At 39.7% G+C, this 14657-nt stretch carries 14 protein-coding genes; 8 read left to right on the forward strand and 6 right to left on the reverse strand.

The genetic code is table 11. From position 1 onward, the window contains the following. Positions 1 to 16: 16 nt before the first annotated feature. The 5 genes from B3600_RS07860 to B3600_RS07880 form a co-directional block, all read right to left on the reverse strand. Positions 17 to 715, reverse strand: a complete 699-nt coding sequence (locus B3600_RS07860; protein ID WP_286752622.1) for an AcvB/VirJ family lysyl-phosphatidylglycerol hydrolase — start codon at positions 713 to 715, stop codon at positions 17 to 19. Between the two features lie 103 nt (positions 716 to 818). Then, positions 819 to 1637 (reverse strand): DUF4249 family protein, encoded by an 819-nt coding sequence (locus B3600_RS07865; protein ID WP_139144878.1) that lies wholly within the window; start codon positions 1635 to 1637, stop codon positions 819 to 821. Positions 1638 to 1642: 5 nt separating this feature from the next. After that, entirely contained in the window at positions 1643 to 4213 is a 2571-nt protein-coding gene (locus B3600_RS07870) for a TonB-dependent receptor (RefSeq protein ID WP_286752623.1), read from the reverse strand. A gap of 18 nt (positions 4214 to 4231) precedes the next feature. Further along, complete coding sequence (locus tag B3600_RS07875; protein WP_286752624.1) at positions 4232 to 5242, reverse strand: FecR family protein; 1011 nt, start codon at positions 5240 to 5242, stop codon at positions 4232 to 4234. A 2-nt stretch (positions 5243 to 5244) separates the two neighbouring features. Then, the gene (locus B3600_RS07880; protein WP_112374885.1) at positions 5245 to 5859 is read right to left on the reverse strand and encodes an RNA polymerase sigma factor; all 615 of its coding nucleotides are present in this window, start codon (positions 5857 to 5859) and stop codon (positions 5245 to 5247) included. 236 nt (positions 5860 to 6095) lie between these two features. On the opposite strand from B3600_RS07880, the gene B3600_RS07885 reads away from it, so the two are divergent. From B3600_RS07885 to B3600_RS07910, 6 genes are all read left to right on the forward strand, one after another. Continuing rightward, the gene (locus B3600_RS07885) at positions 6096 to 6371 is read left to right on the forward strand and encodes a hypothetical protein (protein ID WP_286752625.1); all 276 of its coding nucleotides are present in this window, start codon (positions 6096 to 6098) and stop codon (positions 6369 to 6371) included. Positions 6372 to 6472: 101 nt separating this feature from the next. Then, positions 6473 to 7195 carry a hypothetical protein gene (locus B3600_RS07890; protein ID WP_070560716.1) on the forward strand — a complete coding sequence of 241 codons (723 nt, stop codon included), beginning with the start codon at positions 6473 to 6475 and terminating at the stop codon, positions 7193 to 7195. Between the two features lie 77 nt (positions 7196 to 7272). Next, the gene (locus tag B3600_RS07895; protein ID WP_286752626.1) at positions 7273 to 9273 is read left to right on the forward strand and encodes a thioredoxin domain-containing protein; all 2001 of its coding nucleotides are present in this window, start codon (positions 7273 to 7275) and stop codon (positions 9271 to 9273) included. A gap of 36 nt (positions 9274 to 9309) precedes the next feature. Next, positions 9310 to 9807 (forward strand): FKBP-type peptidyl-prolyl cis-trans isomerase, encoded by a 498-nt coding sequence (locus B3600_RS07900; protein WP_046672788.1) that lies wholly within the window; start codon positions 9310 to 9312, stop codon positions 9805 to 9807. A gap of 102 nt (positions 9808 to 9909) precedes the next feature. Further along, positions 9910 to 10599: an SMUG2 DNA glycosylase family protein gene (locus B3600_RS07905; protein ID WP_112374889.1), complete on the forward strand. Its 690-nt coding sequence runs from the start codon at positions 9910 to 9912 to the stop codon at positions 10597 to 10599. 527 nt (positions 10600 to 11126) lie between these two features. Then, positions 11127 to 11861 carry a hypothetical protein gene (locus B3600_RS07910; protein WP_286752627.1) on the forward strand — a complete coding sequence of 245 codons (735 nt, stop codon included), beginning with the start codon at positions 11127 to 11129 and terminating at the stop codon, positions 11859 to 11861. Positions 11862 to 12167: 306 nt separating this feature from the next. Here the strand turns inward: B3600_RS07910 and mnmD are convergent, their stop codons facing one another. Continuing rightward, a complete protein-coding gene (gene mnmD, locus B3600_RS07915) occupies positions 12168 to 12833 on the reverse strand; it encodes a tRNA (5-methylaminomethyl-2-thiouridine)(34)-methyltransferase MnmD (protein ID WP_286752628.1) in 666 nt (221 codons plus the stop codon). A 57-nt stretch (positions 12834 to 12890) separates the two neighbouring features. Between mnmD and B3600_RS07920 the strand changes: the two genes are divergently transcribed. Both B3600_RS07920 and B3600_RS07925 read left to right on the forward strand, forming a co-directional pair. Next, complete coding sequence (locus tag B3600_RS07920; protein WP_286752629.1) at positions 12891 to 13040, forward strand: hypothetical protein; 150 nt, start codon at positions 12891 to 12893, stop codon at positions 13038 to 13040. A 366-nt stretch (positions 13041 to 13406) separates the two neighbouring features. Continuing rightward, the gene (locus B3600_RS07925) at positions 13407 to 14657 is read left to right on the forward strand and encodes a dicarboxylate/amino acid:cation symporter (protein WP_286752630.1); all 1251 of its coding nucleotides are present in this window, start codon (positions 13407 to 13409) and stop codon (positions 14655 to 14657) included.

Raw genomic sequence — 14657 nt, forward strand, 5'->3', positions numbered from 1 at the left:
AGTCCTAGTGCGATTGCTATCTTAATCGCACAGTATTATAAATCGTCTTAAAATCACGATTATAATTATGCGGTCCAGCCAATACATCGACCTTTAATCCCGCATTACGAAACATTTTCACGAGATCTTCTTCGCCCTCTTTACAAAAAACATAAGTCGAAGGGATTTGCTTTAGCTTCAACACTTCAGCAAGTACCTCATAGCCATTGGCTTTCTGTTTCCAGTTGAGCATTGTCGATACGGTCACCTCAAAGCTCGCGTACTGATCGGGTGATAAATAGGTAACATGCCGGATAGCTTTTTTCAATGGATCCGAAAAATTATTCAGGACAAAGGGCAACACTCCCGCAGAAAATGAATGTCCTATCAAATAAATCTGGTCACAGTCCCATTCTTTTCTGAAATGGTCAATATATCGTTCAAATTCCCTGCCCGCATCTTGTGGTGTTTTCTTTTTCCAGAAATATTTTTTTGCATCGATGACCAAACGAGGATATCCATCGAGCGAAAAGTAAGCTAACAGGCTTTTACTAAAATCATTATAACCGCCATCACCCGTAATAAATACAAGCATTGTTTTTTGTTTGTTATTGGCATCTTTAAGTGGAATAACGTAACTTGGTAGTACTTCTGCGTGTACTGGTTTTAGGGCAAGACTTAGCCAAAAAAATAGCAATAGCAATAATCTATCTGCTTTATAATGTGCAGTGTTCATGTGTATATAATATGTGTAAATATTTGCTTTGAATAATAACAATGCCTGTGACCACCTGGGATGATTCATTAATAAATACGCCGTGAAATCCTTTCCTCTGACACTATTTACCGGTTCTAATGTCCTTTATTGGAATAGATTTACGCACACCGTCCATCACATAAAAAAAGCCAAGAGCATTGTTCGAAATATTACCTTCGACATTAGCAGGTACTGCAGACAATAAACCTTTCCATTCCGTCTCCTGAAATAGATTATAAATAAAACGGGAGTAACGTGGCGATTCAGAAAACTTAGAGACGATTAAACTATCCTTCAACGATACTTCATAGTTGTAGGTCTTCCCAAGTAAGTTGTTCAGTACGTTGGGCGCGCCCAAACGATAACTATAACTAAAAGGAGATCGAAAAGAAGAGATATCGTCTTCGGAAAAATCCTTTTGCGGCATAATAAGCCATTTATTAGAAGTTCGCATCCCGAACAGATGTTTACTGACTTTTACCCCCCATTTGCCATTCAAGTTATTTTTTTCTACCGGCAGAAAGGCATTTTCAATCGGTATCACGGGTATCAATTGATCCTGTGCTTCATATGATTTCCCATTCAAAGTAATCGTAAGCTGAAATACATTTCCTACGGTGTCCTTGAGGTTGAACAGCTCACCATAGTAAAGCCCTTCACCCAAATCATTGAATTCAATCGTATTGGGACCATTGGTTACCCGGACGGTGGCTCCGCTAATCCCAATAGTCCCTGAATTAGACTTTAGCCCATCCAATTTCTTTAATTGGATATACTGCTCTTTGTACATGGTATTAATCCCGCCTTCAACAATCATATCGTACGATTGCCCCTCGTCTACAGCTGACTTCTGACAGGAAACCACTAAAAAACAAGCAACTATAGTCAATAAGAATCTCATATCAATCAAAATCTCATGGTGTAACTAATTGAGGGAACCCGCCCGGAAAAGGATGTTTTCTGAATTGCCAAATTCCCATTGCTATCTTCGGAGAAACTATAATAAAGTGGATTGCGCTGATCAAATATATTATATAATCCAAAATTCAAGGTGTGTCTTCTCCCTCGCTCTCGCTGCCTTATCGTTTCCAAATCTACCGAGCAATTTAGATCAAAACGACTAAACGTAGGCATGCGATGGGAATTACGGCTTGAATACACTGGAACATATATCCCCTCATATTCCATAAATCCTATTGGATAGGTTAAAGGTCTCCCTGTATGAATCGTATAAAAAGCACTGAGATGCACCGACCTCCCCAAATCGTAGGACAAGTTGCTCTTAAGCACATGTGGAATATCGAAATTGGCTGCGTATTCTTTTCCTTTATTGATGCCGTTGATCTTCCGAAAAGATCTGGACCAGCTATAGAAAATACTGCCCGAAAACTCACCGATACGCTGATTGACGGATAATTCTAGTCCATAGGCACGCCCCTTTCCTTGGCGCAATTGTGTTTCGATAAATGGGTTGAGTATAAGCTGCGCATGATCGATCAATTCGACCTGATTGCCCATTCTCTTCCAATACCCTTCCAGTCCGATATTTCCACGATAAAATAATCTGTTGATACGAAAAGAAATCGCGTCAACATATTGTGGTTTAATATTTAATCCCGCCGGTACCCATGCTTCCAACGAGGAAAAAGCAAGTTCATCGTTCTGTAATAACTGCAAATACTGATAGCTCCGATTATAAGCCAGTCTGAAAGCGTAATCATTGCCCATTTTATATTGCAAAGACAGGCGTGGCTCTAAACCATAATACGACTTTTTCTTGTCGGCATCGTTCGACAGGGGCCTATACGAGCTGCCATCCAATAAATAATAGCGTCCAAAGGAAGCATTAAAAAAGGCATTCGCCCGCATTCCCGCAACAATCCGGAAGGCTGAATCAATCTTCCAGTTAAAAGAAACATAACCCGTATAATCATAGGCCTGGGCCCTAAAGATATTATCCTCCGTATTTGAATTTACCGGCGATATCTCCCCGGGATTAAAACGATGTAAGGTTCCCTGGAGACCAAAATCCAAGGTGCGATCCAATCCCATAAAATACGTAAAATCGGATTTCAAACTAAAGTCGCGTATCCGTGTCAACCAGATCTGATTGTCACTCGATTCAGGTTTGCTCACATCCAATTTATTATGATAATCACTGAATATAGCCGAAAGGTTCATAAATAGTCGGTCACTATGCACATGGTTCCACCGCAAAGTAGAAGTCCAATTACCCCAACGATTGGTATTCTTATTCGGTGAAATAACTTTATCTTGCCCGTAGTAACCCGAAAGGTAAATCCGATTTTTCTCGTCAAAAGTATAGTTGAACTTCACGTTATAGTCACTGTACTTACCTTTGACATTAAACAGCCGATAATCTGTATTAAAAGCATTTAATATACTTCCCCGTGCAGTGGCAATGAAAGCACCTTTTCCTTTTTTTATAAATGGCCCCTCAGCACCAACCCGGGCAATCAATAAACTTGATCCACCAAAAACATGAAAAGCATTGGCATCGCCGTCTCTGGTACTCATATCCATAATGGAAGAAAGACGTCCCCCTAAATTTGCAGGGATAGCATCCTTATAAAACTGTGTATTCTTCAAGATATCCGAATTAAACACCGAGGTTAAACCGAATAGATGCGATGGATTATAAACAACGGCTTCATCAAGCAAAATAAGATTCTGGTCTTTACCGCTTCCCCTTACAAAAAGATTACTGCCACCTTCTGTTAATCCGTTAATCCCATTTTGCATCTGTAATACCTTCATGATATCAGCCTCGCCTTTATAAAAAGCATTTCTTCGTGTTTGTGTCCAATTGATCTTATCTGTGAAACTTCCCATGTGCTGCGCTGTCAAGGACGAATCAACATTAACCACCACCTCACTCAAGTTGAAATCTACCGGAGCAAGCTTAATGACCAGGTAATTATTTTCTAACGTAGCATTTAAAGAGACTGCCCTTGTTTTATAGCCCAGATAACTTACATAACAACTGTATTCGCCCCGAGGTAATGTCAGTGAGTAAAACCCATATTTATTACTTAAACTACTTTTGTTTTTCTCCGCGATCAACAAAGTGGCACCAATCAGGTTTTCACCGCTCAGACTGTCCACCACACGTCCTTTTATGGTAAAAGTTTTATCTTCCTCATAGAAGATCAGCGCTCTATTGATAATTGTAAATCCAACATTGGAATCTTTCAGCAAATAATTAAGGACTTCTTCCAAACTGGATTTGTCGAACGAACGACTATAGATGATGTCCTTGTTAAAAATCTGCTCATCATAGGACATGGATATATCATATGTTTTATGAATTTCGGCAAGTATTTGAAGAATCTGTTTGTTATGTGTGTCAATTGAGATCCGTAATTCAGCAGGGGAGCTCTGTCCCATGGCTTTCGAACATACAACCATAACTAACCAGCAGAAAAAGAGCAGACGATACAGGATCCTATCTTTCATATCAGCAACGCGAAGAGTCTATTCGTAGATACTATATCCCTTTTTACCAGTTTTCCATTTCACATTTAAGGTTTTGGAAAGAATCTGAACGATCTCATTGAGCGTCTGCCCATCAAAATACATGCTGAGCTTCCGTGCTTTTAAACTATCTCCAACGACAGTTATATTCGCCCGAAAGTGCTTTTCCAAATCTGAGCAGATACTATCCAACCGAACATTTGAGTAGCTCAGCTTTTGCGCTAGGTCAGTATCATTGTCTACCGACAGATCAATTTTAGATAAAGACGCTGTTTGTCTTTTATAAAGGCCCTTTTGATTTTTCTGTAAAACAAGCTCTTCCGCATGGTCTCCTTTTCCACTGCTTAAAGCCACTATCCCCTCCTTAACAAGTACTTCGACATCATCTTTTAGTAGGTTGACTTCAAAGGTAGTGCCGATATCACGTACATAATTATGTTCAAGATCAACCACAAAGGAGCTTCCTGTTTGATGTTTGACATCGAATAGCGCTTTTCCCTTTTTGAGCTCGACAGTTCTTTGCTGTGGAAATGTCCTTTTGTTGAACATCGCTTCAGCTCCGGCCTGTAGTGTGATGATCGAACCATCGGGAAGTAGGGTAGGCTGCTGAGCTACTGATCCATATAATCGGATTTCATTGCCCATCCAACGGTCGAAGTTCAGGTAAGCGGCAAAACCGACCACGAACAATACGGCTGCAGCCACAAATTTCATCCAGGGTTTCCAGATTGTTCGTACCGCTGTCGCGATCTCCGGTTTTTGATGATCCCCTGTTTTATCCAACTGATTTTTAAATTTTTCCCATTGGCTACCAGTATCTACTTTTTTATAGCGTTCCAGTACTATAAGGTCGTCAGCTATACTTCTAACTTCCTGGTATAGCTCGTGGTTCTCCACATCCTCCGAAATCCAACGCCCAAGCAACACTCCTTCCCTTTCGGAAATAGTCCCATCCAGCTCTTTCTGAATCAAGTCATAAGGAATAAATCTTGAAGTATTGTTTTCTTCCATAACTATAAGATAATAAACTGGACAAAAAGTCCCAATGAAAAAAATAAAAAGCCAATGAGAAGCAACAGAAAAGTTTTTTGCTTGGCCAAAGCGACCCGAATTTTATCGTAGGCAATGGTCAGATGATTTTTAACCGTTTTTATGGAGATTCCCAATTGATCTGCGATTTCCTGTTGTTTCATCTTATCGTACTTACTCATAAGAACGATTTTTCGACACTGCGGCGGCAGTCCTTCCAGTATACTTTCGATCATCAACAACTTGGATTCGTAAAGTGCGGCACGATCAGTTTCATCTTCATCATCGGTCAGATCCAATTCCTTGCTATAATCGTTATTCCGTTCCAATAAACGTTGATTCTTTTTGAGGTAGGTAAGCGAAAGGTTGATAACGCTACGAGATAGGTAAGCTCCCAGTGATTGACTAATAGCCAACTTGCCTGCATTTTCCCATAACATCATAAATACGTCGTTGGTGAGCTCTTCAGCGATGGCCTCCTCACGCACGTACCGAAAAGATAAGCTATACAATTTACGGAAATGGCTCTTATAAATAGCTTCAAAAGCATCGCGATCTTTTTGGACTATCTTCTTAAGCAGGTCAACGTCATTTGACATAGGACTTCGGTAAAGCTAATAATAAACGTATGTAAAAATAATCAAATTCCATGGAGATTTTATGCATCTAGTTAATTTACAACTTAATGAGTCACCAAAACTGTTTAACGTAGAAACAAACAATAACGCGACTCAATTAAGTGAATTTTAAATAAATTTTCTATTTTTACAAATAATCACAAAAACATGTTAAAAAACCACTTTTTTATAAGTTTAATTTTATTTATTTTCATTTCATGTACCAAAGAAAAAATAAATCCGCACAATTAACACCAGAAAAAGAAAAAGAATATTTACTGGAAGCGGCAAGTAAAACCTATAGTAGCCCTTCGCTCTCTGCAGGGAATAATGGGCAAGCTGAACTAGATAATAAGTATAATTTACTTTTCAAAAATAAGTTTAATGCCACTACAGTAGCAATCTGGGAAAACCGATCTACCGCTGTCGCCCTGATAGGTTATCCAAAAGATAATATTGAACATTATAGGATTATCGGAGAACCTAAATATTAAAACATGTTTTTAATATTAGAGAAACAAAAGCATGTTTACATGCTAATTTTAACAGCTATTTTTATAGTTTTCATAAAAACCTCAAATTTAATTTTACAATCATGAGATCATTTTTTTTATTCACTGTAATCGGTCTTTTCTTTATTTCTTGCAAAAAAGATCAACCTGAAGTTAATCCTGATGACAATACAAAAGCAAAACTCATGTTGAGCGACAGTATTTCGTATACAATTGACGGCGTAAAATATGCTTCTAATGATCTATATGCTAATGGCTACAGTAATAAGCAAATTAACATCAAACCCTATAATCAGGAATTGCCGAATAGACATTTTGCCTATAACACAGGTAATACCTGGTGGTATGGCGAAAAAGATTCTTTGCTCGTTGAATATAATTATGCATTTCTTGGCGAAGCAAATGTGACAATTGGTTTTACTAAAAAATACAATATCGCGAAATTGCAAGAAGGAGCAACAGTGTATCAACCTATCAATGGATTTCAATTAGCAACAGGACCACAACAATTTATCACAGACTATGCCCGTGAAAATAAAACTTCAGGTGTATTTTTAAGTATTTCTCCCCAAACGGAAGAAGCTATGTTTTCGTACATTCCCAATCGATCCATGACAAAACCTGTCCAATTGAATAATAATATCCAGGATGACGCTACGTTTACGATTTTGAAGTTTGAAAAGCTCGATAGGGGATTTTATTTACTGGAAGCCGAGTTTGAACTCAACGGATATACGGAAAAGAATAAAAAATATCGTATCAAAGATGGTTATGTACGATTAGTTAGCCAATTTAAACACTTTTAATGTAGAAGAATCTGCATCAACTAGCATTGTTTTACAAGGCAATGCTAGTTGATGCAGATTTTCACTACCTTCGTCTTATGGCGAATCAATTGCAATTTGAAAATTCACCCTACCTTAAACAGCACGCACACAATCCCGTAGATTGGATGCCCTGGGGACCGGAAGCTTTAAAAAAAGCAAAGGACGAAAATAAACTCATCATTGTAAGCATTGGCTACTCGGCCTGCCACTGGTGTCATGTGATGGAGCGTGAAAGTTTTGAAAACTCAGCCATCGCCCAAACCATGAATACGTTTTTTGTATCCATCAAAATCGACCGTGAAGAACGCCCCGATATCGATCAAGTTTATATGCTTGCGGTGCAGCTGATGACCAATGCCGGCGGCTGGCCCTTGAATTGTATCTGCCTACCCGATGGAAGACCAATTTATGGTGGCACCTATTTCAAACCGCACGACTGGCAGAATATCTTATTGCAAATTGCAAAAATGTGGACGGAGAAACCCGAAGTCGCGTTTGACTATGCCGAAAAGCTAAACAACGGCATCCAACGCGCCGAGAAGCTCCCTATCAATCCCATCCCTGATCAATACACGATCGACGACTTAAATGAAATTGTGGCCCCTTGGACCGAGATGTTCGATAAAAAAGACGGTGGTTATCAAAAAGCACCCAAATTTCCGCTACCTAACAATTGGTTGTTCTTGCTTAAATATGCGGTGCTTGCCGACAATCAGGAAGTCCTGGATCATGTTCATTTGACGTTGAAAAAAATTGGATCAGGAGGTATCTACGACCAGATCGGTGGTGGCTTTGCCCGTTATTCGGTTGACCATTATTGGCATATTCCCCACTTCGAAAAAATGCTCTACGACAACGGGCAATTACTATCCCTTTATGCCGAAGCTTATCAACAAAGTCAAGACCCATTCTATAAGCGGATTATCGAGGAAACGATTGACTGGGCCGAACGTGAAATGCTTGCGCCGAACCATGGTTTCTATAGCGCTTTAGATGCAGATAGCGAAGGTATTGAAGGAAAATACTATTCCTTCTCAAAAGCTGAATTTGACGAGGTATTGGGCGATGATGCGGCCCTCCTTGGCCAATATTTTAACATCACCGAAGCAGGGAACTGGACGGAAGAGAAAACTAACATCCCAATTTGCGCCATTAATGCAGACCAGTTAGCCGCAAAGGTCAATATGTCAGCTGACGAATGGGCAGATTTTCTAAAAATTTCAAAGAAAAAATTATACAGCTATCGTGAACAACGGATCCGTCCGGGACTCGACCATAAGCAGCTGACCACTTGGAATGCTTTATTTCTAAAAGGACTAATAGATGCCTATCACAGTCTTGGAAACAGTCACTTTCTTGAACTCGCTTTAAACAATGCCCAGTTTATCTGTACACATCTTATTCAAGACGACCTCCAGTTATTGCACCAACCAAAAGATAACAATAGAGCGATCGCAGGCTTCCTGGATGACTTTGCATTCACTATTGAAGCCTTTATAGCCTTATATGAAGCGACATTTGACCTCAATTGGCTCACAAAAGCAAGACAGCTTGCCGATGAGGCCATTGCATTGTTTTACGATGGATCACAAAAAACATTCTACTATACGTCGATAGCGGCGGAAGAACTTATCGCGCGGAAAAGCGAAATTATGGATAATGTAATCCCGTCCTCTTCGTCGACAATGGTTCGCCAATTGAAACGATTAGGTTTACTTTTTGACGATGAAAATTACATCGCCATTACAGACCAATTGCTGGCGAATGTATTCCCGCAAATCAAGACTTATGGTTCGGCCTATTCAAATTGGGCAATATTATTGCTAGAAGAAATATATGGAATCAATGAAATTGCATTGACGGGGGATAAAGCGATGGCTTTCAAAAATGAACTCGGCAAATATTATATTCCTAACAAAATTGTTCTTGGCGGTACGGAAGAAAATCTTCCATTGTTAGAACATAGAGTCGGAAAGGAGACAAAAGCATATCTTTGTAAAAACAGGACCTGCAGTCTACCACAGGATTCCATAGAAGCGTTAATAAATTATATTTAATAAACGGTAGCCTCGGCTTCCAAAAATCAAAATCAGATGGCTATAAAAGCAAACGACGTCGTAGCATTGACGTACAGACTTCACACAGTAGAAAACGGTGAAAAAGTTTTCGTTGAAGAAACAACTGCAGAACAACCTTTAGATTTCTTATATGGTGTAGGTATGATGTTACCTAAATTTGAAGAAAACATCGCAGACTTAAACGTTGGTGATAAGATTTCATTTGAATTGGCACCGGATGATGCTTACGGTCAAAAAGACGACAGAGCATTCGCACAATTGCCAGTAGATATGTTCAAAGAAACAGGTTTACCTCCAGTAGGAGAAGTATTGCCTTTACAAGACAATCAAGGAAACCAATTCCGCGCTGTAGTAGCTGAGGTTACTCCAGAAGTAGTTGTTGCTGACTTAAACCACCCAATGGCTGGTAAAACATTAAATTTCGATATTGAAATCTTAACTGTACGTCCTGCTACTGAAGAAGAGTTGTCTCACGGACACTCGCATGGTGTAGACGGTACGCAAGGTCACTAATCCTGACTCAAGATACTAAAAAACAAAGCCGGATGTCAGATGACACCCGGCTTTGTTTTTTGCTTATTTAAAAACCGTATCTTGTTTTTAAACACACGAACGATGCTAACATTTGCGGAAAAAGTAGTTTTATTCAATAAACATCTTCATTATCAGGGAAGTCTTCCCCCGGCATTCAATGTAATTAACCCCTACCTTGACAACCCCGAAACATTGGTCGTGATGGAACAGTTCTACCACAAATATTACAATGATAACCTAACAAGAAAATTCATTATTGGTATTAATCCGAGCAGACACGGGGCAGGTGTAACGGGAGTTCCTTTTACGGATACCAAAAGACTAGCTAGCGCATGTGGCATACAAATGCATTCTGCATATACCCATGAAATATCTTCGGTGTTCATGTACGATATGATCGAAGCCTATGGTGGCCCCGATATTTTCTACAAACAATTTTATATCAATTCACCCTTTCCCCTGGCAATTGTCCGAGAAACGAAACCCAACAATTGGATCAATGCAAACTACTATGATGACAAAACACTTTTCGACATGGTCAGCCCTTTTATGCTTGATTCATTGAAACAACACATCGCTATGGGCTTAGCGACGGAGGAGGTCTTTGTGCTCGGAAAGAAAAATGCAACCTTTCTCGCTAAGATCAACAAAGAAGAAAAGTTGTTTGGAAAAATGACCGTCCTAGACCACCCACGCTATATACAACAATATAAATCCAAAGACAAACTGCACTACATCGATAATTACATCAGCGTGCTGAGCACAGAATAGGTTATCACACATGTAAACTCTAAACAAAAATTTAGAAAAGCATAAAATAATTTGTATCTATATTCCGAACAAATTAAATATTATAATATACATTTTGAAAATTAAAAGATATATATGCATATATTAACATAACGAAGTCCGAGTTAACCAACCGATTTGACCATCCGTTTGAGTCGCTTCGAATCAATTTCCGCCCTTATTCGTATCAGGAAGCAGATAGATGCATGCCCCGACCATACTGTTACCTCCTCATTTCCGGGTTTCACTCGGACTCACCACGGACTCATGCTGCTTGCAGTATGCTAGCAATCCGACGCTATGACGAATGTTTTCCAAAGAAGATTGGAATGAATTCCAAATCAAACATATCATTCCGTAGCGAATGAAATACGTTTTCATTATGAGTTTAATAATTGGCCTTTGACAACGATTGCCATAATTAAAATCAGAGGCAAAGCCCAATTTTAAATCCACTAAAAATAAACAACTATTTGTTTTTCAGCGATTTAAATACATATATTTACAATATGGCAACGATAGAAAATGGAAATCTGAAAGGCTTAGTTGGGAACGTGGTCTTTCGACAATCGAATGAAAAAACAATTGTCCAGACGAAAGTAGGACGGAAACCAAAACAAACCAAAGGGACAAAAGCCGCCTCCGTAAGCTTTGGAGTGAGCAGTGCGATTGGCGCTTACATACGACGGACGATGGCAGAAGTACACATGGGTTTTTATGATAGCAATATGCACAATCGCTTAGTAACTCAGTTGCAGCGAGTGAACGGCCCTAGCGGCCATATATCCAAAGAACAATCTATACGCAGCAATAAGATAAACCGTTTGGTCAATTTTCAATTCAATGAAAAATGCCATATGCAGGACTTTATGCATTTTGATCCACAGATCCAATTATTGGACAATAAGCAACTTACAATCCAGTTTCCAAAATTTGATAAACAAAAGGACATACGGCAGCCAAAAAATTGCGACCTGCTCATCTTTAACCTCTTTATTGTCATGCTCAACTTTGAGCAGCAACAATATATTCATATCCATAGCCCCCAGATCCCCATCAACCTGCATACGGGACCCAAAATGGTTGAATTAGAACAGCTATCATTTGATGTAAACTATAAAGATGCAACAACCGTACTTGTTGGTATGAACATCGAATATTATGGATTTCATCGCCATAAACATCTGTTATTAAATAACAAAAGCTTTCATCCAGCTGCAATAGTCGGTGCGTTTAGTAATTAAGATGTGCAACTCTCAAAAGCTGATGTTATCACAATGCCTAATAAAATCGATTGGATTTAACAGCATTACTCATGGACGAAAATAGATCTTTTTTTTCGCAACAGGCCTTTTCTTACCACTAGGTAACAAAATTTCCCTTAGATTCGTACTCTTCCAATTCCCTAAATGTAAGCTTTTTAACCTGTGTTAGCTTTGTATCACTCTGCTTAGCAATGAATCTGTGGCATCGTCATGTAGTTATTTCTTTCGTCATGTATGTTGATCCGTATGATTAACTCTTTCCGATGCTATTATATAAGACAACCGCTACAACTTTGTGGCACGCAGCATTTCCCGCTTGCCTGGTGCTCCGGGAGCCTTTTCTATCGAAAATCCCAATGCTTTCATACTGCGTTTGAGGTTCCCGGTAATCGCATAAGTCACAAAAACACCACCCGGTTTAACAAACTGTGCAATATGCCCCAAGGCAGCATCATTCCACATCTCAGGCTGATGCACTGCAGCAAAGGCATCAAAATAAACGACGTCAAATAAGCGGTCCGATTGAAAATTCATCAACAGGGTATGATCAATATGAAGTTTTAATTGTTCGTTAATCTGCACGTTTCCCGTCAAAGCCAGCTCGTATGCATTCAAATAACTTGTCCAAACAGTTGGGTGTACCGTCGCATCATAGCCCGTTGCAGCAATAGTAGACAAAGGCAGGGGAAATCCTTCAATTCCGACGTATTCCACCTGAAAAGATTTATCCCTAAGAAAGTTGGCTGTTTGTAGAAAATTCAAACCGGTACCAAAGCCAACCTCCAAGATACCAACGTCGGCGGCTCCTGTCGTTTGTACGTAGTGGTCAAGCCCTGTCTTTATAAAAACATGCCTACTTTCCTGTACCGCACCGTGTTTCGAATGATAACATTCTCCTATTTCAGCATTAAACAAAGTTTTCGAACCATCTCCTGTCGTTACAAATTCCATTTTTATACAAATACGTTAAGTTCTAATTTTTACACATGGAGTCCAAACAAAGAAACGATGCCAAAACGAATGGCCTACTCCCTGCCCATGATGCATATCTTGCTACTGTCCAAAGATAAAAAAGCCAATGCCCGTATCAAAATCCTCACGGTTTTAGCAAGCCCGACCATCTATCAGCGTAGACTAAAGGTGATGTCAACCAATTGACCAGTACATCGACTTCCAAATGAAAAAGCATATCAATACCGAGCGTATAGTAGGCATGGGTACCGCTATAAAGAAATGCTTTCAATAAAAAAAGTCCAGTCGACAAAAAGCGGATTTTTTCAGTAAGAAAAAACAAAAATGAACAAACACGCATAAATTCAGCTCGTTTTAATAGACCTATTCGAGAAAAACAGTATTTTAGCAATCTAAATAAGAAACATTCACAAAACCTAATGGAATATCCAAACCTAACAAGCGCAAGCAATACAACAGCATTGGATATTCTCCATATGACCAAATTACAAAAACAATATAAGCAGTTCTTCCATGCGAATGAACTCCTTCTAAATAACTAATCATACACCTATGAAATACGCTACAAAAACTTTTGTGCAGAACTACGGCAGTATCTTACTTCTACTCCTAGGAATCAGTATTGGAAGTTTGATCGGCATCTTTTTTCCTCCTATCGTCAACAATCTTAAACCGATCGGCGACATTTTTCTAAACCTCCTCTTTGTCAGCGTCATACCCTTGGTATTCTTTGCCATATCCTCATCTGTTGCCAATATCGATGGCGACAGTGTGCTGGGAAGGATCATCGGCATGATGTCATTCGTATTTGTATTGGGTATTGTTGTCGCCGGAGTATCAAGCATCTGCTTCCTTTACCTCTTTCCAGTCGATGCTCCCCTGCCTATCGAACAAGCAACTCAGATCGTGGAAACGGTTGCCCATGATTCTTGGGGTGAAAAAATGGTCCGCTTTTTAACCGTTAGCGAATTTTCGAGTTTATTATCACGTCAAAATATGCTGGCCTTTGTCATCTTTTCGTTCCTCGTTGGCATTGCTACGCGCAAGTCTGGAACATCTGCAGAGACCTTCCGTAAATTTATAAACTCGGGCAATGTAGTGATGGGAAATCTGCTCGTGATGGTCATGAACCTCGCTCCCATTGGTTTGGGAGCATATTTTGCCTATCAGGTTGGAACATTAGGCCCTCAGCTCTTCGGTTTTTATGCCAAACCTATCGGGCTATATTACTTTTTCGGAATCTTCTATTTTTTCACGGTTTTCAGTTTATTCGCTTTTTTAGCATTCGGGCTTAAGGGGGTCAAACGCTATTGGCAAAACAACATATTACCTTCCTTAACTGCATTGAGCAGCTGCAGCAGCCTTGCCACCATGCCAGCTAACTTACTTGCGGCCAAACAAATTGGAATCCCCGACAGCGTCGCTAGTGTCGTCATTCCCCTAGGCACGACATTGCACAAGCATGGTTCTGCAATCGCCTGTATCTTTAAAATTTATGTTGCGCTTTTATTAAGTGGAAAGGAATTTTTTGATCCGTCGAATCTAATTATGGCGGTAGGAATTACTTTATTGGTCAGTATTGTGGCCGGCGGCATTCCTAATGGTGGCTATATTGGAGAAATGCTGATTATATCGGTTTATCAGATGCCAACCGAGGTGATACCGTCCATTATGATTATCGCAACCCTGGTCGATCCCCTCGCAACAATGCTCAATGCTACTGGAGACACCGTAGCCGCTATGCTCACCAGCAGATTGATCGGGCAAAAACTGGCCGATCCTATTCCCGAAAATCCAGGCTAA

Origin of the sequence: Sphingobacterium sp. UBA2480 (assembly GCF_002341965.1) — a bacterium.
Taxonomy (GTDB): Bacteria; Bacteroidota; Bacteroidia; order Sphingobacteriales; family Sphingobacteriaceae; genus Sphingobacterium; species Sphingobacterium multivorum.